Here is a 21,702-nt window from a genome sequence, read left to right on the forward strand (position 1 = left end):
AGGCGCAGAAAATGTCAGAAAAAAGAGAAAGAAACCCGGAGGAGATTCTTGACCGGATCCGGAAGGCGGCGGAGAGCGAACCGGTGCCGGAATCCCTGGAGCCGGATCAGATCAGGAAGAGACTGAAAACCATACAGAAAGAAAAACGGCTTCAGAGGCTGAAGAAATATGTCCCCGCCTTTGCCGCTGCAGCATGCATCTGTCTGGTGGCAGGAATCGGGGCTGCCGGAGGGCTGCCCGGTCTGATGAGAGGTATGGAGAACGGCTCGGGAGGGAATGTGGAAAGCAGCGTGGAAAGCGGTTCGGGCTCCGGCATGGAAAGCAGTGCGGAGAGCGGCTCCGGCTCCGGTGCGGAGAGCAGCTCGGAAGCCGGCATGGAAAGCAGTGCGGAGGCAGGAAAGTCCGCATCTCTTCCGGAAGAGAACAGGCTCATGTACGCCCGGGATTACGATGAGATCTATGAATATCTGCAGCGGGCACCCTCCTGGAATTCTGCGGGAAGCGTCCATTCCAGCGGCGCGGCCCAGAACGGCGCGATCTCAAACGGCGCGATCCCGGAGTCGGGAGACGCCACAGATTCCGGAAGCCAGATGCAGTCGGGACAGGCATCATCGGATTCGTATGCGGGACCGTCCGGGGGAGAGGAAGGTCTCTCCTATACCGACACCAATATCCGTCAGGAGGGTGTGGAGGAAGGCGATATCGTCAAGACTGACGGGAAGAACCTTTATATTATGAATAACATGACCGTGGAGATCGTGGGGATCGATTCCGGTATTCTGGAAGAAAAGTCGGAGATCGTACTGGATGAGGATGCATATCTGGCGGAGCTCTATGTCCGGGACGACCGACTGCTTGTTGTGTATACGAAAAGTATTTACGAGGAGAATACAGCCTTTTTCGGAGGATACCGGAACAACACGTATTCTGTCGTGTATGACGTCAGCGATCCGTCTTCGCCCCGGCCGGTGGGCAGCATTTCTCAGAGCGGTATCTATCATACCATGCGGGTGAGCGGAGATTATGTATATGTTCTGACGGATTATTCGGTGGATTCATCAGTATACAGGGGCAGTACCAGGTCTTATGTGCCGGAGGTGCAGGGAGAACTCATGGATGCGGGGAGCATTATCATGCCGCCGGAAAACAGCGGCAGCCAGTATACAGTGATCACGGCATTTTCCCTGAAAGACCCCGGGGAGAAGACAGACAGCAAGGCTGTATTCGGAAACACGGGACTCTGCTATGTGAGCGCGGACAGCATTTACGTGACAGAGCAGTACTACAGCGGCGGCGCAGGAGAGACTGACAAGACGAGTATCCGCAGGATTGCCTACAAGGACGGAGAACTGGAAGGAATCGCCCAGACGAAGATCGACGGAGTTCTGAACGATTCATTTTGTATTGATGAGTATGAGGGCAGTCTGCGCCTGGTCGCGACAGTGACACAGATCGGCACTGCAGAGGCACGGGAAGACAGCGGCAGTTCGAAAGAATGGCCGGAAGAAGCCTCCGCATCAACGGAAGAGGCTGCGGATGAGTGGAAGCAGAGCAACAGCCTGTATATTCTGGACGAAAAGCTTCAGGAGGTAAGCAGGATTAAAGATATCGCTCCGGATGAGCAGATTTATTCGGCCAGATTCATGGGGGATACCGGTTACTTTGTCACCTTCCGCCAGGTGGACCCGCTCTTTTCTGTGGACCTGTCCGATCCGGAACATCCGGAGATCATCGGAGCGCTGAAGATCCCTGGATTCTCGGAATATCTGCACCCTTACGGCGACGGACTGCTGCTGGGACTCGGCATGGCGACGGACGAGGAGGGAATCACCACGACGGGAGTCAAGCTGTCCATGTTCGACATTTCAGATCCCTCCGACGTAAAGGAAACCGACAGCCTCATCCTGGAAGATATGTATTATACGGATGCTGCATATGACTACAAGGCAGTGTATGCCGACGCGGAAAACGGTCTGTTCGGATTCGCGGCTTACGGCGATGACCAGATCTACTATATCTTCACCTGGGAGGAAGGTCAGGGCTTCCGGGAAGTATTTCAGCGGAAGATAAGCGGCGGCGGAGCGAGAGGAATCCGCGTTGGAGATATTTTCTATCTGGTATCCGCAAATACGGTGGAGTCCTACCGGATGGACGGATATGTGAAGATCGACGATATTGTTCTGTGAGGACGGTCTGTGAGAACGGCTGTCCGGAAGAACAATTCAGACTTTACTTTATGTGAAAAGCAGGATAAAATGAAATTGGCGTATACATCCGGGCGAACCGGATCCCCAGGGCCTGTTATGCTGTTATGCGGCCCGGGCGGGACCCGGATTGCCCGGATGTATTGGAATCCGGATGGATTCAGATAAGGAAAGGACCGGAAATATGATATTTGACACACATGCACATTATGATGATGAACAGTTTGATATTGACAGGGCGGAGCTGCTCGGACAGATGGAAGCAGGGGGAATCGGCACCATTGTAAATGCCGGCTCATCCGTGGCGTCCTGGGATAAAATCATCCGGCTCACAGAGGAGTACCCGTTTATATACGGCGCTGTCGGTGTCCATCCGGACGAGGTCGGAGAGCTGGATGAGGGGAAAATTACGCGCATGGCAGAACTGCTTGAGCGGGATAAAATCGTGGCAGTGGGGGAGATCGGCCTGGACTATTACTGGGATAAGGAAAAGCACGACCTGCAGAAGAAGTGGTTTATCCGTCAGATTGACCTTGCCCGGGAGAAACACATGCCGGTAATCATACACAGCCGGGAAGCTGCCGCAGATACGATGGAGATCATGAAGGACCATGCCGCGGGGATGAATGCGGTTATTCACTGTTATTCCTATTCGCCGGAAATGGCAAGAGAGTATGTGAAGATGGGATACTTCATCGGAATCGGAGGCGTCGTCACTTTTAAGAATTCAAAGAAACTCAAAGAGGTCGTGCGGGAGATACCCCTGGAGTCTATCGTGCTGGAGACGGACTGTCCCTATCTGTCGCCGGAGCCCTTCCGGGGAAAGAGAAATTCATCGCTGAACCTGCCTTATGTGGTGCAGGTAATCGCAGACCTCAAAGAGACAACATGCGAAAATGTGATTCAGACGACAGATGAGAATGCGCGCAGACTATATCATCTGGAGAAAGGTACAATGACAGCAGGAGGAGAGTTATGAAGCAGCCGACGCTTGGAAATCCGCAGAATACGATAGCTGTACTGCAGAAATACAATTTTGTTTTTCAGAAAAAGTTCGGGCAGAATTTTCTGATTGATACCCATGTACTGGACAAAATCATCCGTTCCGCCCAGATCGGACCGGATGATTTCGTTCTGGAGATCGGTCCCGGGATCGGCACGATGACCCAGTATCTGGCGTGCGCCGCGGGAAAAGTAGTGGCAGTGGAGATCGACCGCGCCCTGATTCCGATTCTTGAAGACACACTGGACGGATATGACAACGTGAGAGTAATCAACGATGATGTACTGAAGGTGGATATTGCAAAACTGGCGGAGGAGGAAAATGGCGGGCGCCCCATCAAGGTGGTGGCGAATCTGCCGTATTATATTACCACGCCCATTATTATGGGGCTGTTTGAGAATTACGTCCCGATCCAGAGCATAACCGTTATGGTGCAGAAAGAGGTGGCGGACCGGATGCAGGTGGGACCCGGGACAAAAGACTACGGCGCTCTGTCTCTTGCCGTACAGTATTACGCGAAGCCTTATATTGTGGCGATTGTCCCGCCGAACTGCTTTATGCCGCGGCCGAAAGTTGGATCTGCGGTGATCCGGCTTGAGAAATATGAGAAGCCGCCGGTGGACGTAAAAGATGAAAAGCTGATGTTCCGGATTATCCGGGCCTCCTTCAACCAGCGCAGAAAAACACTGGCAAACGGACTGAAAAATTCAGCGGAGCTCGAATTTACAAAAGAGGAGATCGAGGCGGCCATTGCATCTCTCGGCAAAGGACCGTCGGTCCGCGGGGAGGCTCTGACTCTGGAAGAATTTGCCCGATTGTCAAATAAGCTGTGTTCATAAATATTTAATAGACAGTTTATTGTATAATTTTCACATTTTTAGTATAATAAAAAGGTCATACAGAAAAAAGAGAGAAGGAGGAAAGTCACATGGCAAAAGATATTAACAGCATTTTTTTCGATATCACTCCCGAGATAGAAGAACTGGCTCTCAAATGTGAACAGAATAATGCGATCGATAAGGAACTTTACACGAAGTATGAGGTGAAGCGGGGCTTAAGGGATATCAACGGAAAAGGCGTTCTTGCAGGACTTACGAATGTTTCTGATGTCTGTGCGACAAAGATCGTCGATGGAAAGAGTGTTCCGTGTGAAGGCAATCTCTACTATAGAGGTTACAACATCAAGGATCTGGTAAAAGGGTTCCTGGATGCGAAGCATTCCGGATTTGAGGAGACTGCTTACCTGCTTCTTTTCGGAGAACTTCCCGATAAGGACGAACTGAGACATTTTCAGGATATGCTTGCCGAGCGGCGCGCGCTGCCGCCGAACTTTGTGCGGGATATTATCATGAAAGCGCCCAGCCGCGATATGATGAACAGCATAACAAGGAGTATTCTCCAACTGTATTCCTACGATGACAAGGCGGATGACACGAGTATTCCGAACGTACTCCGCCAGTGCCTGAACCTGATCGCACAGTTCCCGATGCTTATGGTTTACGGCTATCACGCATATAATTACAAACTGGGTGAAGACCTGTATATCTACTCGCCAAAGCCGGAGCTTTCCGCGGCGGAGAACATTCTGATGATGCTGCGCGAGGACAGGAAATATACGAAGCTCGAGGCGAAGATCCTGGATATGGCGCTTGTGCTCCATATGGATCACGGCGGCGGAAACAACTCTACTTTTACAACCCACGTTGTCACCTCCTCCGGAACAGACACCTATTCCACGATGGCAGCTGCGATGGCTTCCCTGAAGGGACCGAAGCACGGCGGGGCAAATGTAAAGGTGACACAGATGTTCGAAGATATGAAACAGCATCTGACAGACTGGAACGATGATGATCAGATCAGGGCATATCTGGAAGCACTTCTCGATAAGAAAGCGTTCGATAAAAAAGGACTTATCTATGGAATGGGGCATGCGGTTTATTCGATTTCTGACCCCCGTGCAGATATTTTCAAACGTTTTGTAAAACAGCTTGCAAAAGAGAAAAAGCATGAAGCAGAGTACGCGCTCTATGAGAAGGTGGAACATATGGCTCCGCAGATCATAGGGGAAAAGAGAAAGATGTATAAAGGCGTTAATGCCAATGTAGATTTCTACAGCGGTCTTGTGTACAGTATGCTGGATCTGCCCCCGGCACTTTACACTCCGATTTTTGCCGCCGCGCGTATCGTCGGCTGGAGCGCACACAGACTGGAAGAGCTTAAGAATGTTGACAAGATTATCCGTCCGGCTTACAAGGCGCTTGCACCGCACCGTGAATACATAAAATTAGATGACAGGTAAGTGAGTAACATGAGAGACGAGTTTTATTTCCCATCAAAAGACGGCAACACTGAGATCCATACGATTGAGTGGAAACCGGAGGGTAAAGTGAGGGCTGTCCTGCAGATCTGCCACGGAATGGTGGAGTATATCGGACGCTACGATGAATTTGCGCAGTTCCTGTGCGGCAAAGGATTTTATGTTGTGGGAAATGACCATCTCGGTCATGGAAAATCCGTACAGTCAAAGTCGGAATACGGATTTTTTAATGAAAAATATGGAAATGCATGTGTGCTCGGCGATATGCATACGCTGCGTCAGCGCACGGAGAAAAAATACCCGGATGTCCCCTATTTTATGCTGGGACACAGTATGGGATCGACGCTGCTGCGCCAGTATATCCAGATGTATGGCAACGGCTTAAGCGGCGCGGTTCTGATGGGAGTGGTTTCGGATCAGAACAAGCTGCTGCTCGAATTCGGAAAGCGGCTGTGCCGTGTGATGGCGGCGTTCCGGGGCTGGCACTACAGGAGCAGGATGATCGATTCCATGGCAATCGGCTCCTATAATAAAAAATTTAAACCTGCCCGGACAAGAGCCGACTGGATTACAAGCGACCAGGAACATCTGGACGCCTATGTTGAGGATCCCCTGTGTTCTTTCATGTTCACGGTGAACGCTTACTACAGTATGTTCGGCGGTATGCTGCTGATGAACAGGAAGGAAAGCGTCTACATGATTCCCAAGACGCTCCCTGTGCTCTTCGTCTCAGGGGCGGAGGATCCGGTGGGAGATTTCGGAAAAGGTGTCCGGAAGGTCTATGAAAAATATAAAAATGCCGGTATCCAGGATGTATCGCTGAGGCTCTATGCGGGAGACCGCCATGAGATCCTCAATGAGACGGACCGGAAGCAGGTGTATGAGGATCTGCTGGAGTGGTTCGAGGAGCGGACCCCGGGAGAGGGCAGAGAACAAAGTTAAAAATGAAAATGAAAGCGGCGCTGCTGCAGGAAGTATCCTTTAAGAGAGAACTTTCTGCGGCGGCGCTTTTTTCATTGTATTCCGTTTGTTAGGGAGTGCATTTCGGGCAGATACGTGCTACAATCATTAGGACGCAGTGAAATTGCAGTCGGAAAAATTATAAGGAAAGAGGAGGGCATTATGTTCAATCCAAACAGTACGTTTCTGTTTCTTCTGGCAGGACTGGTTATTCTTTTTGTCATCGCCCAGTCTGTATTCTTTCTCGTGCGCTCATACCGCAGAGGAAAAGAACTGGGAATGGATATGGGCCAGATCAGAAAAACCATCATTTCTACAGCAATATTTACCTTTGCACCGGCAGTATCGATTCTGCTCGGAGTGATTACGCTGTCCCAGTTTCTGGGGCTTCCGCTTCCATGGCTCCGCCTGAGCGTGATCGGAGCGATCACTTACGAATTACCGGCGGCCACGACAACAGCCAATGCGTTGGGAATCACCTCGCTGTCGGAGACGATCACGGATCCACAGGCGTATACGGCGATCGCGTGGGTTATGACTCTGGGTATCTTCCCGGGGCTGATCTGGGTGCCGCTGTTCATCAAGAAGATCCAGGGTGGTCTGATGAAGATCAAGAGCAAGGACAGCAAATGGGGAGACATTGTTATGACAGCGCTTTTCCTGGGGATGATCTCTGCATTTCTGGGAATGGTATTTGCAGATATCAGGGAAGGCCTCCACGGCTGGATTCCGATCTTTGTCCTGCTGTTCTCCGCATTCGTCATGGGAATCTGCGGAATCCTTGTGAAGAAATGCAATATGAAATGGATGGAGAACTATGCGCTGCCCATCAGTATGCTGGCGGCAATGGTATTTGCGGCGGTGATCACGCCGATAATCGGATGATAAACGGTCGCATCGTGAGCGGATGAAAAACAACAGGAGGTTTTATAAGATATGAAGAATAATGGAAGATCCTACGAAGAAAAAACGCATATTTACGGGCGTATCTGGATTCTGCTTGCACTGGGAATGATTTTCTCTTTCCCGACGGCAGCGTGTATCTATTATGATGCGTGGCCGGGGCTCAAACCGGTATTCCAGGGGCTTCTGGGCGTTGCCCCCATTTTCTGGACGGTAGGGCTGATCGAGGTGCTTACATTTGTTCCCATGCTTGGTACGGCAGGTTCCTATCTGGCATTCGTGACCGGAAATCTGACGAACCTGAAAGTGCCGGCAGCGCTTACCGCCATGGAAAACGCGAAAGTGAAACCGGGAACCGAGGAGGGGGAAGTGATCTCCACGATCGCAGTGGCGACTTCCTCTATTGTGACGACGCTGATCATTGCCCTGGGTGTGGCGCTTCTCGTGCCGCTTACCCCGATCCTGAATTCTCCGGTGCTCAAGCCGGCATTTGACAATATTCTGCCGTCTCTGTTCGGCGGGCTGGCAGTTGTATATGTGAGCAAGAACTGGAAGATATCCATCGCGCCGCTTGTGTTTATGGTTGTGCTTTTCCTTCTGGTTCCGTCTCTGTCCGGATCGGTGGGCGTGCTTGTGCCTGTGGGAGCGCTGATCGCTATCGGTGCAGCGCGGATTCTCTATAAGAAGGGGAAGCTGTAGGAGCAGGGAAACTGCGGAAAGAAAACGAAAGTATTTTGTCCGCCGCCGTGGGAACAAAACAGGTTTGCGGCGGGAAAAGATAGAAAAATGGTAGAAAAATGATAGAAAAGAGGTCGTAGGACAATGATAATCGTATACATTATACTGGCGGTGATTGTGATATTTCTCGCGGTTCTGCTCATCCGCGCGGCGATGTTCAAGCCCCTTCCGGAGCCGGTGCCGTCGCAGGAGAAGGTGAATCTGGAACGTGACAGGATTGTGAAGGATATGGTCGAGATGATCCGCTGTAAAACCGTTTCCTATAACGATGAAAGCCTGATCGATACGGAGGAGTTTCGGAAATTCCAGGATCTGCTCCCGCAGCTCTATCCGCTGGTACACGGCAAATGTTCCCGGGAGTTCGTGGGCGTGAACGGAATGCTCTACCACTGGAAAGGGAAAACGCCGGATGAGCCGGTGGTGCTTATGTCTCATTATGATGTGGTCCCGGTGGAGGAGTCCCTCTGGGAGAAGCCGGCTTTTGAAGGAATCGTCGAGGACGGCTGTATCTGGGGACGGGGTACCCTGGATACGAAAGGAACTTTCTGCGGCATCATGGAGGCGGCGGAAAAACTGATCGCAGAAGGCTTTGTACCGGAGCATGATATTTACTTTGCCTTTTCCGGCCAGGAGGAGATCAACGGACCGTCCTGCCCGGCGATCGTGGATCTGTTTGAGGAGCGGGGCATCCGTCCTGCCCTGGTTGTGGATGAAGGCGGAGCCGTGGTCGAGAGCGTATTCCCGGGCGTGGACCGTGACTGCGCGCTGATCGGTATCGCGGAGAAGGGGCTGACCAACATCGAATTCAGGGCAAAGAGCGGCGGCGGACATGCATCCATGCCTCCGGTACACACGATCGTCGGGGAGCTTGCCCAGGCGGTGGTGGATGTGGAGAACCATCCGTTCCCGCGCCAGTTTACGAAACCGGTAAGAGAGATGCTGAACGTACTGGGACGCCACTCCGGTTTTGCATACAGGATCATCTTTGCAAATATGTGGTGCATGGCGCCGCTTTTCGATATGGTATGCAAACTGTCAGGCGGGGAGCTCAACGCCATACTGCGGACGACATGCGCGGTGACAAAGATGCAGGGCGGCAAAGCATTCAATGTGATCCCGCCGGCGGCTTCCGTGGGAATGAACTTAAGACTGATGGGGAAAGATACGGTGGATTCGGCGAAGGCATATCTGGAGAAGACGATCCACAATCCGAATATCGAAGTGTCGGTATACGAGGGCAGAAATCCTTCCACAGAGTCGGATACGGACTGCAAAGAGTATAAGAGGCTCTGCCAGGCTGTAAAAGATACATGGACGGACGCGATCATTTCCCCGTATCTGATGATGGCATGCAGCGACTCCTGGCATTACTGCCGGATCACGGACCATGTGTATAAATTCTCTGCCATGAAGCTGTCCAAAGAAGAGCGGGGGATGATCCACGGAAATAATGAGAGAGTGCCGGTGGACACACTGGTGAAGACCGTGGAGTTCTATGTGCGGCTGATGAAGATGTGCTGATCGCTGCCTCTGCCAAAGAATTTTGACACGTAAAATCCGCCCTGAAAAAGATTCTGGATAGACATTACTCCTCCGGGAAGGCAGAATGGTCTGGAAAGGAGTAAAAGACAGCATGGAAATTGGAAAGAAGTTAAAAGAAGCGAGACTGCAGTCCGGACTGACGCAGGAAAAGGCGGCAGAGAAGATCGGGGTTTCCCGCCAGACCATTTCAAACTGGGAAAATGAAAAATCTTATCCGGACATCGTCAGTGTGATCAGGCTAAGCGATATTTATTCCATCAGTCTTGACAGCCTTTTGAAAGGGGACGATAAAATGATGGAGCACCTGGAGGAAAGCACAGATATTGTAAGGAGCAACCGGAAGCTTGCCGCGGCGGCAGGCGCCAACGTGGTTCTGGTGGCGGTGATGGTAATTCTGAGCATGTTCCTGCCGGAGAATGAATATTTCCTTGCAGCCGTATTCTGCCTGATGATTATAGCTGCTTCGGTTCTGTTTTACCAGATTATAAAACGGTTTTAAGGAGGCGGTTTTTATGACAGGAATTGAGATTATTCCGGCAGTTGGCGGCGCATTTCTGCTTGTCGGAGTGATATCTGTCGTGTATCAGATTTTCCAGATGGTAGTGATCGACGCGCGGGCACGCAATCTGAAGCATCCCGGATTCTGGGGAGTTTTCACCCTGGGAAGTGATAACCTGATTCTCTATCTGATCGGAAGGAGAAGGTATCCGGTGGTCCGCATGACAGACGCGGACAGGAAAGAAATGGCAAGGCGCAAAAAGGTGATTGGCGTAAGCCTGGCCTTTATGGCGGCGGGAGCTATCGGAATCGTGCTGTACGGGATGCTTACTTCATCATTGTGATCTGATAAAATTTTGAGGGCGGGAAGCCCGTATATTTCTTAAACGCAGTTGAAAAGTGATGCACAGAGTTAAAGCCGAGCAGTGAGGCGATCTCTGTGTATGACTTTTCATTTTTTATGATCAGAGTCTGGGCGGCTTCCATTTTCAGGACATGGAAATAGTGAATGATGCTCTGCCCGGTCTCTTTCTTGAAAATTCTCTTCAGATTGGCGGATCCGACCAGAAATTCCGAGGCAATATCATCGATGGACAGGCTGGCGCCAAGGTTGTCGTTCATATATTTGATGACCTGGTTGACCAGCTGGTTTTTATAAATGTGTTTCTGCTGCGTGCGGACGGCAGGCGCGGCGGCCGGGGAGGAGAATGTCCCGTAGGTGATGCCGCGGCGTGCCCGGGAGAGGTAGTCAAAGCGGATATCTTCGGGCAGGGCGGCAGAAAAATGCCTCTCGATGAGCAGCAGAAGAAGGCTGTTAAATGCGGCATAGAGAATGGAAGAGGTGACGTTGAAATAGTTCCCGATCTCTTTGTCGTACAGGATGGAAGGCTTGCTGCTCTTGATCGTCTGTATGATATTCATGTGATATTCGATGGAGGCAAGTGTGGACAGAACCGTGCTGTCGGCATCTGTCGGCTGGTTCATGATGGAAAGCAGGTTCCCGGAAGGCTCTCCGAAATGAAATACCATGACGTCTGCCTGTGAGAAGGAGACGAACAGATGGACGATGTCCGCACAGTAGACGAGAAGGAGCTGCTGTTTCTGTACGAGAAATTCGTTTTTCATGGAAACGATCTGAATCTGTCCGGTTTTGACATAAAACAGATAGTAATGCCCCTGTTCCTTGAAGGAGTAGGGGGTATTCGGTTCGTATTTCTGTATGTGTGAATCTGCCAAATTCTCGATTTGAATACTCAGATTATTATACACTTTACCCATATCGTCCTCTTTTCTGATTTACACAAAATGATACATATTTTTATAATATGCTATTATATGATCAAAATCAATGCTTTTTTTATAAAAAAAGTACCGTTTTATGTAAATCTATTTATATATGAGAATTGTAAGATATAGTCATGTCAGGAACATAGTAAGGCAGAAAGAGGAAAAAGTAAACAAAATCTATGGAGGTGCGAAATGCAAATGAAAAAATGGATGAAAAAGGGAATCGCAGTTGCAGTTGCCGGAACGACAGTATTCAGCCTGGCAGCCTGCTCAGGCGGCGGAGAGAAAAAATCAGAGGACGAGATGAAGATCGGCAGTGACATCATCAAAGATGAGGTGACTCTTCAGGTGTCCGCATCCAAAGGAAAAATGCAGGATTTCATCACAGCAGTGACAGATATCTACAATGAGAAAAATGATGCGAATGTAAGCGTTGAATTTGTTACAGTCGCTTCCGGAACCGCGACAGTACAGATGATCACACCGAAGCTGGTATCCGGAGAGGAGATGCCGGACATTGTCTCTATTTCTGATGACAAGGCGGCAGGTGTTATGGAGAAATTCGAGGATTCCTTCTACAGTGCGGAAGACTATGGATTCTTTGACCAGTACGGTTCGGATTTCTTCGAGCAGAAACTTAACATCTTAAGAGCACAGTCCGCGAATGACAAGATCATCGCATTCCCGAATGACTTTACGGCAGCGTTCAGCTACTATCAGCCGGAAGCATTCGAGGCAGTCGGCGTAAACTTCGAGGACATCAAGTCCTGGGATGAGTACATTGAAGTGGCGAAAAAGGTAAAAGATGCCACAGGTCTTTACGGAATCGCCCTTCCGGAGGCAGGAGAGTTCGAGTTTTTTGTAGACCTGATGTCACAGCAGGGTATGCCGCTGGTTGACAAGGATGGAAATATCAACCTTGGAACACAGGAAGCAAAGAATGCGGCAGAGATCGTTAAGAAGATGAAAGATGCGGGAATCGTGAATTTCTACGGTTCTCAGGACGGAGAGAAAGCGTTCCAGGAATGTGCAATGTTCGTGGCAGGCGGATGGTATGCGAAGAACATGGAGCTGAACTTCCCGGATGCAGCAGGAAAATGGAGAATGTCCGCACTTGTTCCGTTCTCTGAGGCTGACGCAGGAAAATCTCCGGTATCCGGAGGCTCCAGCTGGTATGTTCCGAAGGATGGCAAGAATCCGGAAGTCGCTCTGCAGTTCCTTACATTCATCAGCACAGATGAGGACTGCCTGAAGGCGGCACTGGAAGGCGGCGTTGCAGTTTCCAATACAAAGGCTTATGAGACGGACGCTGCACAGACAGAGTTTGAGTATTACGGAAATCAGAAATACTACGATGTAATCAGCAGCACAGGTGCAAATACAGCAGATGTATACTATACCCCGTCCTATTCAGACGCGACAGCCTATGTATCCACAGCATCCTACGCATACTGGGAATCCGGAGACTATGACGGATCCTACATGAAGGAAGCAGACAATTACGCACAGAAATACGGCGTGAAAGTAAACAACTGAAGTTAAAACAGAAAGCTGGAAATAACAGACAGCCAGAATAATTCAAAAAAGGCAGGACAGACGCAGTTCTGCCTTTCTCTTGAGATGAGGTTAATAATGAAAAAAGTAAAAAGAAAACCAGGTTTAAAGACATATGCAAAAAGTGCATACGGATTTGCAGCTCCGTTTTTCGTCTTTTTCGTAGTGACAATTCTGATCCCGGTCATTGTTTCTTTTGTGTTCAGTTTTATGCAGATCGGGAGCACGTTTAAGTTTGTAGGGCTGCAGAATTACATTGATATTTTCAAGGACCCGCTGTTCCTGCAGTCTTATATTAACATTTTTATCATCATGATCGGTTATATTCCGATTACCATGCTGCTCTCCCTTTTCTTCGCGGTACTTCTGAACAGTCCGCACATTCACGGAAAGGGATTCTTCCGGACGATTTATTATATTCCGACTGTAACTTCTACGGTTGCGGTAGCGTCTGTATTTATGACGTTCTTTAATCCTACCGGACTGTTCAACGGCGTCCTGGAAATGCTCGGGCTGCCTGAAGTGCAGTGGCTGACAGATCCGGTCTGGCTCAGAGTGTCCATGATCATTACAGAGATCTGGATCAATATCGGTTACAATGCAGTACTGTTTCTCGCCGGACTGCAGAGTATACCGAGAATGGTATATGAGAGCGCGGAAATCGACGGGGCCGGCAAGATCAAACAGTTCTTTACGATCACCATCCCGCTGATGAAACCGGTTATCCTGATGGCGACAGTGCTTGCCACCATCAATGGTCTTGGAAGTTTCAATATCCCAAACATTTTCTTCGGCACATCCAACGGTCCGGAGAATGCGGCAATTGTAGTCGGGGTAAACCTGTACAAGACAAGTTTTGAACTGGTAGATTTCGGTAAGGCATCGGCAATTGCATGGACGATGGTATTCGTTGCGGCAGTGCTGTCCTTCGTGCAGTTTAAATTCGGAGGTAATGACGATGAAGCGGAATAACAGGGGAAGACAGATATTCAGTTACTTTTTACTGGCAGTAGGTGCGTTTATCTTTATCCTGCCTTATTTCTATATGATTGTTGCGTCTACCCAGGACAACGCACAGATCATCGGAGGCGGCGTAAACTTCAAATTCGGGGACTCCTTTATGGACAACCTGCACTGGCTTCTGGAGCGGTACGACTATGTGCGCGTAATCATCAACTCCATCATCATCGCTGTTGTCAGCACGATTCTGGCAACCGTCAGCTCCACGATGGTGGGATACGCTCTGGCAAAATATAAATTCAAAGGAGACAAGCTCCTGTTCAACACAATCATGGTGTCCAGGATGGTTCCGTTTTTCACAACGCTGATCCCTCTTTTCTATATCATGAGCAGAATGGGGCTGACCAATACATATACGGGTATTATCATTCCATCCATTGCCAGCACAACGTCGGCATTCATGATGAAACAGTATGCGACACAGTTCCCTACATCGCTGATGGAAGCGGCGAGGATTGACGGGGCAAGCGAGTGGATGATCTTCCGGAAGATCGCTGTGCCGATTCTGATGCCGTCCATTGTCACAACCGGGCTTCTCGTGTTCATGGGAAGCTGGAACCAGTATCTGTATCCTCTCGTTATGCTGACCAGAGGCGATATGTATACGGTGCCGCTTGTAATCAAGAATATCACGACTTCCAGTACGGGCGATCCGATCAATTACGGCGGAATTATGTTTGTACTGGCAACATCGGTTATCCCGATGGTACTGATCTACATGGTCGGCCAGGCAAAATTCAAGGCAACCGATCTGGATGCGGCAGATAAGTAGAGGCGAAAAAATAGAGATAAGTTGAGGGCAACAGGATGAAAGAGACAGATGTACAGTGGGCAGGCGAAATGCTTGCAAAACTGGAAGAAAAAGTAAAGGCGGAACTGGGACGGCTTGGGGATGCCATCCCCTATATGCCTCATGACGGAAAATATACGGATGTGGCGCAGGAACGGGGGATCGACTGGTGGACCAACGGTTTCTGGGGCGGACTTCTCTGGCAGCTGTACAGCGTGACCGGGGAAGATGTGTACAGAGATGCTGCGGTCGTGCAGGAAAAGAGACTTGACGAAGCGCTTTACCGTTTCCGGGATATCCATCACGATGTGGGATTCATGTGGCTGCATACGGCGGTGGCGCACTATAAGGCGACCGGGGATGAGCAGGCATACTATACGGGTCTCCATGCGGCGACACTGCTTGCCGGACGTTTTAACACAGTAGGTAATTATATCGTTGCCTGGAATGACAACAAACCGGGCTGGGTGATTATTGACAGCATGATGAATATCGTCCTGCTGTACTGGGCTTCCGAGCAGACGAAGGACCCGCGTTTTAAGACGATTGCAAAGAAACATGCAGATACGGTGGCGCGCTATCTCGTGAGGGAAGACGGTTCGGTAGGCCATATCGCCAGCTTTGATCCGGATACAGGAGAGTTCCTGGAGCAGATCGGCGGCCAGGGATACAGCGCATCCTCTGCGTGGAGCCGCGGAAATGCATGGGCGGTATACGGATTTGCGTTAAGCTATAAATATACAAGAAATTCCTACTATCTGATGCTTGCGAAACGGGTGGCTAATTATTTCATCGCATCCGTGAGCAGGACGGGATATATTCCCCGCGTGGATTTCCAGGCGCCGGAGGAGCCGAAGATTTACGATACGAGCGCAGGACTGTGCGCGGCCTGCGGCATGATGGAGATCGCAAAATGGGTTTCCCGGGAGGAGCGCCAGTTCTATGAGGCGTCCGCTGTCAATATTATCCGGGCAACGGAAGAGAAATATGCCAACTGGAATATGGATGAGGACGGGATTATCGGGGGAGCTACCGAGGCATACCACAGACCGTCAACCTACGAGGTGCCGCTGATTTATTCGGATTACTTTTTCACGGAAGGGCTGCTGCGGATTCTCGGAAAGGAATTCCCGATCTGGTAGGGAGAAAGGATATTGAGGATGAATCCGCACAATAATGATAGAATCAGACTGGACAGCAAGGACGACTACCTGGCGCTGTTCCATGGCATCAACGATCCGCTGAAGAAATATTACAGCAGCAGTTCCGCGCGGATCGATTATGCGGTGAACGGCGTGGGATACGGAAACAGGATGGCCGGAATTGAGGGCTTTGCCCGGGTGCTGTGGGGGGCAGGTCCGGCCGTGGACCGGCTGGATCCGGAATGGCTGAATCTGATCCGCACCGGGATCTGCAACGGAACGGATCCGGCACACCCGGATTACTGGGGAGAGATCGGAGACTTTGACCAGCGGATGGTGGAAATTCCTGCCATTGCGCTGGCACTGTACCACAGAGACTGTTCCCTGTGGAAACAGCTTACGGAGCCGGAGCAGTACCGGGTGATCCAGTGGCTCGGACAGATCCTGCGCCACAGGTGCGCGGATGGCAACTGGCAGTTCTTTAAAGTGCTGACAGGAAAAGTGATACAGAAGCTGGGGCATGAGGCGGACCAGGATGCGATCGATGAGGCGATGCAGAAGATCCATGCCTGCTATATCGGCGGCGGCTGGTACAGGGACAGCAGCAGGGGACGGCAGGATTATTACAATCCTTTCGCTTTCCATTACTACGGACTGGTGTACAGCGTGCTGGAACCGGAAGATCCGAACAGCCGGATTTTCCGGGAGCGCGCTGCTCTGCACGCAAGAGATTTCCTCCATTTTTTCGCAGAGGACGGAGCAAATGTACCGTTTGGAAGAAGCATGATCTACCGCCATGCGGCAGCGGCATTCTGGGCGGCGCTTCTCTATGCGGGAGTATGCCCCTTCGAAGAGGGAGAACTGAAAGGACTGCTGAACCGGAATCTGCGCTGGTGGCTGCAGCAGGATATCTTTGACCCGAACGGCGTGCTTTCCGTCGGGTATGCCTATCCACAGCTGCTTATGTCGGAACCCTATAACAGCAGCCTGTCTCCTTACTGGTCCAACAAAGTATTCCTGATCCTGGCGCTGGATGATGACCATGATCTCTGGAGGACGCCGGAGAAAGCCATGCCGGTGCGCGGGGAGCAGCACGCTGTCGGAAAAGCAGGTCTGTGTGCAGTTCATGACAACGGGCACACATTTTTCCTGAATGCCGGACAGCCGGGGGCAAACTACCATACGCTGACCAATGAGAAATATCTGAAATTCGCCTACTCCAGCCAGTTCGGTTTCTCGGTTCCGAGAAGCGGGAGCTTAAAGGAAGAGGCGGCAATGGACTCCATGCTGGGCGTACAGTTCAGCGATATCCGGATGATTGTCAGCAGGCAGAGAAAGCCGGTGGAGGAGACAGGGCCGTTTTTCGTCAGAAACCGGGTGGAGGATGTATGCGTCACAGAAAGCTGCGCGGCGTCAACCTGGAAGATCGGGGACAGAGTGGAGCTCCGGACATATCTGACGTCGGTAAAAGGCTGGCAGATCCGGATTCACCGGATCCGTACAAGTGAGGAAATCGTTGTCTATGAGACCGGATTCGCTGTGGGCAATCCGCCGGAGAATCCGGGAGAAGTCAGAACAGACGGCACAGGCTGCTGCTTTGAGGGCGGGAGAGGATTCACCGGAATATGCAGCCTGATTGACGGAATCACGCGGAATGACTGCATGGTAGAGTGCAACCCGAATACAAACCTTATGGACTGGGAAAAGACCTGCCTTCCGGGGCTGATTTCCACGCTCGGGAAGGGAGAACATCTGCTTGTGACAGGAGTGTATGCACACCGCGATACGGAATATGGCAGGAGACAGTGGAAGAACTGTCCGGCGGTGGAAATCCTGCCGGAGCGGGTGGAGATCCGCTGCGGGAATGAGCGGAAGATGGTGGAGCTGTAATAAGAAGGTACCAGATGCCGCCGTATGGAATAATTCCATACGGCGGTTTTTCTGTACAAAGGAAATATTAATAAAGTTTATATAAGGATTGAAATATCCTCTTTTTTATATACTATTTCCACCGTCCTGTGCGCTTCCCTTCTCAATGCAGCGAGTACGCCGCGAAGAAGCCTCCTCTTACCGCCTCGGCAACCTGACCTACTTTCACGCAGTCGCCGATGACAAGTGTGGTCGGATATTTCTCGCAGAGAGCATCCACATATTCGGAGTTCGGTTTCGTTCCGAATGCAGCGATAATGCAGTCTGCGCTGACCTCAACTTCACCATCCGGTCCTTCTGCGACAACGCCGTCCGGGCGGATCTCTTTGATTGTGGTGGATACCATGGATTTCACATGGTTGTCACGCAGCCGGAACATAAGCGGATTCCGGTTGTCCAGAAGTGCGGTCGGACAGAGCTGATCCTGCATCTCGATGATCGTTACGTCTTTGCCGTCCATCGCCAGTTCCAGAGCTTCGTCACATCCGGATATACCGCCGCCGCATACAACGAACTTCTGTCCGGAGATCTTCTCCGGGTGAAGATGTGCGTCGCAGACTTCTACGGCATTTTCGATGCCCGGGATATTCGGCAGGAACGGGGATGCGCCCATGGCTGCGATAATCCGGTCCTTATCCTCCAGTTCCGGAGAATCCGGGGTGATCGTAGTGTTCAACTTGAATACAACGCCTGCTTTTTCGCACTGAAGGATTTCCCAGTCGATGAATTCACGCAGCCTGTGTTTGAATTTCGGGGCGCTGGCAGCATTGAACTGTCCGCCGAGAACATTGTTTTTCTCATACAGAGTAACATGGTGACCCTGCAGAGCGGCAACTCTTGCAGCCTCCAGACCGCCGGGGCCTCCGCCGATGACAGCGACTTTCTTCGGGGAATCTGTCTTCTTAAATGTGTAATCCTGCTCCGCTACGGCAACAGTGTTTACTGCGCAGCCGATCTTGCGGTTCTCGTACAGTCTTCCCACGCAGATCTGGTTGCAGAGCAGACACGGGCGGATGTCTTCTCTTCTGCCTTCCAGAAGTTTGTTGGGAAGATCCGGGTCTGCGATCAGCGGGCGGCCCATCATGATATAATCCACTTTGCCCTCTTCCAGAGCTTTTTCCGCACTTTCCGGGGAATGATTTCCTGCACAGAGAACGATGACGTCGCAGGCTTCCTTGATCTTTGCGGCGTAGTCAACCATACAGGAATCGCCCTGATAGATGGAAGGACAGATCCACTGTTTGTCCTCATAGCATCCCATATCGATGTCAAATGCATCAACGCCGAGCTCTTTCATGTAATTGACGATCTGGATGGATTCCTCCAGGGTACGTCCGCCGTCGAAATCGTGGTCTGCAGCCATGCGCATCAGGATCGGGAAGTCCGGTCCGACCGCTGCTCTCATTGCCTCGTAGATTTCTTTTACAATACGCATACGGTTCTCAAACGATCCCCCATACTCGTCGGTTCTCTTGTTCCACGCCGGAGTCATGAACTGGTCAAGAATGTATCCGCTGTGTGCATGGATCTCGATGGCGTCTGCCTCTGCGACGACTGCTCTCTGAGCGGCGCGGCCAAAAGCCCCTACCAGATCATGGATCTCGTCAATGGTGAATGCACGGCAGAGTTTATCCGGGAAATAGAAAGAAGGAACTTCGCTGGCGCTTACCATCTGGGCGTCTGAAAACGGGAACGCATTCCGTCCCAGTCCGCAGCCGATCTGAAGACAGGCTTTACACCCCTCGCTGTGGATTGCCTCAATGATATAGGACCATCCCTTCATCTGCTGGTCCGTGTCGGCGGTGGTTATGTAATCGATCCAGGGATCGGTCTTGTTGGTGCAGTACTGAGCCTCAATGATCAGCATGCCGATGCCGCCTCTTGCCCTGCGGCGGTAATATTCGATCTGGGCGCCCGACGGGAATCCGTCGTGGTTCTCTGAAAATGTGCCCATCGGGGACATGACAATCCTGTTTTTCAGGGACATGTTTTTGATCTTTCCGCGTTCAAACAATTTTTCGTAGTTCTTTACCATTTTAAGCATCCTCCTTTTTCAAAAATGTACTATAATTTAAAGTATAACTGTACATAAAAGACAATGCATCGGTCAAAAATATAATTTTTGCGAGAAAATATGTGCGCAATGCACAATAAAGGAAAATCACAATAAAAACTGCGCGAGAGGACAGGAGAGGAGGCGAGTGGCGGTTGGGTCTGCAGAAAAGAGACCGGAAAAAGCCGTCACATATTTACATGAAACTGACAGAGATCTTAAAACAGCTCGGCATAGAAGTCGTATCACAACGGATTACACATGAGAAGGAATACTATGGCGTGGATTTTTACAAGAAGGGCGTGGCGCATTATGAGAATGTTATTTACCTGAGCGAAGAAAAGACAGAGGACCCCCATCTTACGGTTATTTTTTCGGAAGAGTCGCAAGCAGCAGAGATACAAGCAGGTGAGACACAAGCGGAAGAGGCAGAGCAGGATGACTATGTCATAACGAAGACTCCGCTTGCGCTGTGTTTTGAGCGGCTTCACAGGTATTTTCTGGAAATGGATGAAAAATGGTTCCTCGTACAGCCGTTTATCTCCTATTTTCTGGGAGAAAACGGACACGATATCAAAAAGATCGCGGAAAAGGCGGCAGAGGTTCTGGAAAATCCGGTCATTATCACAAATGCGGCCTATAAAGTCCTGGCTATTAATGATGCCGGCGGGAAGGTGGAGGACCCGGTGTTTGACAGCGCCCTGCAGAGCGGCTACTGCTCCGCAGAGTCCATCCGTACTTTTGAATATGAAGGCATTACCGAAAAAGTGCTGCAGACGGAACATGCATTTCTGCTCTCCACAGGGCTGGCGGAAAAGATTCCCAGAGTTCTTGCAAAAGTTATGGTAAACGGGAAAGTCGCCGCTTATGTAGGCGTACTGCAGGTAAAGAGGAAGATCACCAGGCAGGACCTGAATATGACGGAGCTTCTGTGCCAGATCCTTCAGAAAGAGATTGAGCGGGACGCCGCGCTTCTTGATCCCACGAACATTATCTATGAATCGATCATCCGGGATGTCCTGTCAGGGCAGATTACCACTCCGTTCGTGCTCCAGGAAAGGCTGAAAGCCTCCCGGTGGATGACGAAGAAATATTTCCGCTGCACGCTGATCGCCACCTATAACCAGTACAAACAGATCGACAATATTTCTTATCTGGTCAACAAGATTTCCGCTACACTTGCCGTTAAGGTGATCCGCTATCACAACAATATTCTGATTCTGAATAATTATGACAGCAGGGAACAGTGGCACAGACAGATCAATATGATTGAGAGAGAGGCGAAGATCCTTTCCCTGAAACTGGGGGTATCCAACGAATTTGAGTCGCTGCTTGATCTGGGGCAGTATTACCGGGAAGCGCTCAATGCAGCGGAGATCGCCATGATCCTGAAAGCGCGGGATACCGTATTTTACTTTGCCGCTTTCCTGCCCTACTATCTGATATCCTGCGTGGACAAGGATGTGCTGAAAGCCTGCCGGAACACATATTACAGCAGATTAAAGAAGTATGACGAAAAACATCATACTTCTTATATCGAGACACTTTATTATTTTATTCTCTATAACTGCAGCATTCAGGATGCGGCAAAGAAGATGTGTGTACACCGCAACACGATGGCGCATCGGATTGAGAAGATCATCGAGATTACCAACATTCCCATACAGAACGGCATAGTGCTGCAGAATTTTGTGCTGTTCCACCAGATACAGATGTATCTGATGAGGGTGGAGGAATGAAGCAGGCGCTGAAGACATCGGTT

General features: G+C 50.5%; 18 protein-coding genes. 16 read left to right on the plus strand and 2 right to left on the minus strand.

What is annotated here, in order from left to right:
• The first annotated feature begins 11 nt into the window (after positions 1-11).
• The 10 genes from B5F07_RS13240 (at position 12) to B5F07_RS13285 (ending at position 10,509) form a co-directional block, all read left to right on the plus strand.
• Positions 12-2,186 (plus strand): beta-propeller domain-containing protein, encoded by a 2,175-nt coding sequence (locus B5F07_RS13240; RefSeq protein WP_087161760.1) that lies wholly within the window; start codon positions 12-14, stop codon positions 2,184-2,186.
• A 202-nt stretch (positions 2,187-2,388) separates the two neighbouring features.
• On the plus strand, positions 2,389-3,183 hold the full coding sequence (locus tag B5F07_RS13245; RefSeq protein WP_087161784.1) for a TatD family hydrolase: 795 nt from the start codon (positions 2,389-2,391) through the stop codon (positions 3,181-3,183).
• Entirely contained in the window at positions 3,180-4,046 is an 867-nt protein-coding gene (gene rsmA / locus B5F07_RS13250) for a 16S rRNA (adenine(1518)-N(6)/adenine(1519)-N(6))-dimethyltransferase RsmA (protein ID WP_087161761.1), read from the plus strand. Before B5F07_RS13245 ends, rsmA begins: the two co-directional genes overlap by 4 nt.
• An 89-nt stretch (positions 4,047-4,135) precedes the next feature.
• Positions 4,136-5,506, plus strand: a complete 1,371-nt coding sequence (locus B5F07_RS13255) for a citrate/2-methylcitrate synthase (RefSeq protein ID WP_087161762.1) — start codon at positions 4,136-4,138, stop codon at positions 5,504-5,506.
• Between the two features lie 9 nt (positions 5,507-5,515).
• Entirely contained in the window at positions 5,516-6,466 is a 951-nt protein-coding gene (locus tag B5F07_RS13260) for an alpha/beta fold hydrolase (protein ID WP_087161763.1), read from the plus strand.
• Positions 6,467-6,646: 180 nt separating this feature from the next.
• Positions 6,647-7,369, plus strand: coding sequence for a DUF5058 family protein (locus tag B5F07_RS13265; RefSeq protein WP_162613132.1), 723 nt, complete (start codon positions 6,647-6,649; stop codon positions 7,367-7,369).
• Between the two features lie 51 nt (positions 7,370-7,420).
• Positions 7,421-8,086 carry a hypothetical protein gene (locus tag B5F07_RS13270; protein ID WP_087161764.1) on the plus strand — a complete coding sequence of 222 codons (666 nt, stop codon included), beginning with the start codon at positions 7,421-7,423 and terminating at the stop codon, positions 8,084-8,086.
• A 123-nt stretch (positions 8,087-8,209) separates the two neighbouring features.
• Positions 8,210-9,646, plus strand: a complete 1,437-nt coding sequence (locus B5F07_RS13275; protein WP_087161765.1) for a M20 family peptidase — start codon at positions 8,210-8,212, stop codon at positions 9,644-9,646.
• Between the two features lie 112 nt (positions 9,647-9,758).
• Complete coding sequence (locus B5F07_RS13280) at positions 9,759-10,166, plus strand: helix-turn-helix domain-containing protein (RefSeq protein WP_087161786.1); 408 nt, start codon at positions 9,759-9,761, stop codon at positions 10,164-10,166.
• A 13-nt stretch (positions 10,167-10,179) separates the two neighbouring features.
• Positions 10,180-10,509, plus strand: a complete 330-nt coding sequence (locus B5F07_RS13285; RefSeq protein ID WP_087161766.1) for a hypothetical protein — start codon at positions 10,180-10,182, stop codon at positions 10,507-10,509.
• Here B5F07_RS13285 and B5F07_RS13290 read toward each other — a convergent pair.
• Positions 10,493-11,443: a helix-turn-helix domain-containing protein gene (locus B5F07_RS13290; RefSeq protein WP_087161767.1), complete on the minus strand. Its 951-nt coding sequence runs from the start codon at positions 11,441-11,443 to the stop codon at positions 10,493-10,495. The genes B5F07_RS13285 and B5F07_RS13290 overlap by 17 nt on opposite strands.
• A gap of 207 nt (positions 11,444-11,650) precedes the next feature.
• On the opposite strand from B5F07_RS13290, the gene B5F07_RS13295 reads away from it, so the two are divergent.
• The 5 genes from B5F07_RS13295 to B5F07_RS13315 all read left to right on the plus strand — a co-directional run bounded on the left by B5F07_RS13295 (position 11,651) and on the right by B5F07_RS13315 (position 17,848).
• Positions 11,651-12,988, plus strand: coding sequence for an ABC transporter substrate-binding protein (locus B5F07_RS13295; RefSeq protein ID WP_087161768.1), 1,338 nt, complete (start codon positions 11,651-11,653; stop codon positions 12,986-12,988).
• A 96-nt stretch (positions 12,989-13,084) separates the two neighbouring features.
• Complete coding sequence (locus B5F07_RS13300) at positions 13,085-13,978, plus strand: carbohydrate ABC transporter permease (protein ID WP_087161769.1); 894 nt, start codon at positions 13,085-13,087, stop codon at positions 13,976-13,978.
• Positions 13,965-14,798, plus strand: coding sequence for a carbohydrate ABC transporter permease (locus B5F07_RS13305; RefSeq protein ID WP_087161770.1), 834 nt, complete (start codon positions 13,965-13,967; stop codon positions 14,796-14,798). Before B5F07_RS13300 ends, B5F07_RS13305 begins: the two co-directional genes overlap by 14 nt.
• A gap of 35 nt (positions 14,799-14,833) precedes the next feature.
• Positions 14,834-15,958: a glycoside hydrolase family 88 protein gene (locus B5F07_RS13310; protein ID WP_087161771.1), complete on the plus strand. Its 1,125-nt coding sequence runs from the start codon at positions 14,834-14,836 to the stop codon at positions 15,956-15,958.
• 18 nt (positions 15,959-15,976) lie between these two features.
• Positions 15,977-17,848 carry a DUF2264 domain-containing protein gene (locus B5F07_RS13315; protein ID WP_087161772.1) on the plus strand — a complete coding sequence of 624 codons (1,872 nt, stop codon included), beginning with the start codon at positions 15,977-15,979 and terminating at the stop codon, positions 17,846-17,848.
• A 142-nt stretch (positions 17,849-17,990) separates the two neighbouring features.
• Here the strand turns inward: B5F07_RS13315 and B5F07_RS13320 are convergent, their stop codons facing one another.
• Entirely contained in the window at positions 17,991-19,922 is a 1,932-nt protein-coding gene (locus B5F07_RS13320; protein ID WP_162613133.1) for an NAD(P)/FAD-dependent oxidoreductase, read from the minus strand.
• A 173-nt stretch (positions 19,923-20,095) separates the two neighbouring features.
• Between B5F07_RS13320 and B5F07_RS13325 the strand changes: the two genes are divergently transcribed.
• On the plus strand, positions 20,096-21,679 hold the full coding sequence (locus B5F07_RS13325; protein WP_087161774.1) for a PucR family transcriptional regulator: 1,584 nt from the start codon (positions 20,096-20,098) through the stop codon (positions 21,677-21,679).
• Positions 21,680-21,702: the final 23 nt, after the last annotated feature.

Origin of the sequence: Lachnoclostridium sp. An169 (assembly GCF_002160525.1) — a bacterium.
Lineage (GTDB): Bacteria > Bacillota > Clostridia > Lachnospirales > Lachnospiraceae > Mediterraneibacter > Mediterraneibacter cottocaccae.

Excerpts from the sequence above, each read along its gene's own strand:
- B5F07_RS13265 (WP_162613132.1), top strand. The coding sequence starts at position 6,647 with ATGTTCAATCCAAACAGTACGTTTCTGTTTCTTCTGGCAGGACTGGTT.
- B5F07_RS13255 (WP_087161762.1), top strand. The coding sequence starts at position 4,136 with ATGGCAAAAGATATTAACAGCATTTTTTTCGATATCACTCCCGAGATA.
- B5F07_RS13320 (WP_162613133.1), bottom strand. The coding sequence starts at position 19,922 with ATGGTAAAGAACTACGAAAAATTGTTTGAACGCGGAAAGATCAAAAAC.
- B5F07_RS13305 (WP_087161770.1), top strand. The coding sequence starts at position 13,965 with ATGAAGCGGAATAACAGGGGAAGACAGATATTCAGTTACTTTTTACTG.
- rsmA (WP_087161761.1), top strand. The coding sequence starts at position 3,180 with ATGAAGCAGCCGACGCTTGGAAATCCGCAGAATACGATAGCTGTACTG.
- B5F07_RS13315 (WP_087161772.1), top strand. The coding sequence starts at position 15,977 with ATGAATCCGCACAATAATGATAGAATCAGACTGGACAGCAAGGACGAC.
- B5F07_RS13310 (WP_087161771.1), top strand. The coding sequence starts at position 14,834 with ATGAAAGAGACAGATGTACAGTGGGCAGGCGAAATGCTTGCAAAACTG.
- B5F07_RS13275 (WP_087161765.1), top strand. The coding sequence starts at position 8,210 with ATGATAATCGTATACATTATACTGGCGGTGATTGTGATATTTCTCGCG.
- B5F07_RS13245 (WP_087161784.1), top strand. The coding sequence starts at position 2,389 with ATGATATTTGACACACATGCACATTATGATGATGAACAGTTTGATATT.
- B5F07_RS13300 (WP_087161769.1), top strand. The coding sequence starts at position 13,085 with ATGAAAAAAGTAAAAAGAAAACCAGGTTTAAAGACATATGCAAAAAGT.
- B5F07_RS13290 (WP_087161767.1), bottom strand. The coding sequence starts at position 11,443 with ATGGGTAAAGTGTATAATAATCTGAGTATTCAAATCGAGAATTTGGCA.
- B5F07_RS13285 (WP_087161766.1), top strand. The coding sequence starts at position 10,180 with ATGACAGGAATTGAGATTATTCCGGCAGTTGGCGGCGCATTTCTGCTT.
- B5F07_RS13260 (WP_087161763.1), top strand. The coding sequence starts at position 5,516 with ATGAGAGACGAGTTTTATTTCCCATCAAAAGACGGCAACACTGAGATC.
- B5F07_RS13280 (WP_087161786.1), top strand. The coding sequence starts at position 9,759 with ATGGAAATTGGAAAGAAGTTAAAAGAAGCGAGACTGCAGTCCGGACTG.
- B5F07_RS13270 (WP_087161764.1), top strand. The coding sequence starts at position 7,421 with ATGAAGAATAATGGAAGATCCTACGAAGAAAAAACGCATATTTACGGG.
- B5F07_RS13295 (WP_087161768.1), top strand. The coding sequence starts at position 11,651 with ATGAAAAAATGGATGAAAAAGGGAATCGCAGTTGCAGTTGCCGGAACG.
- B5F07_RS13240 (WP_087161760.1), top strand. The coding sequence starts at position 12 with ATGTCAGAAAAAAGAGAAAGAAACCCGGAGGAGATTCTTGACCGGATC.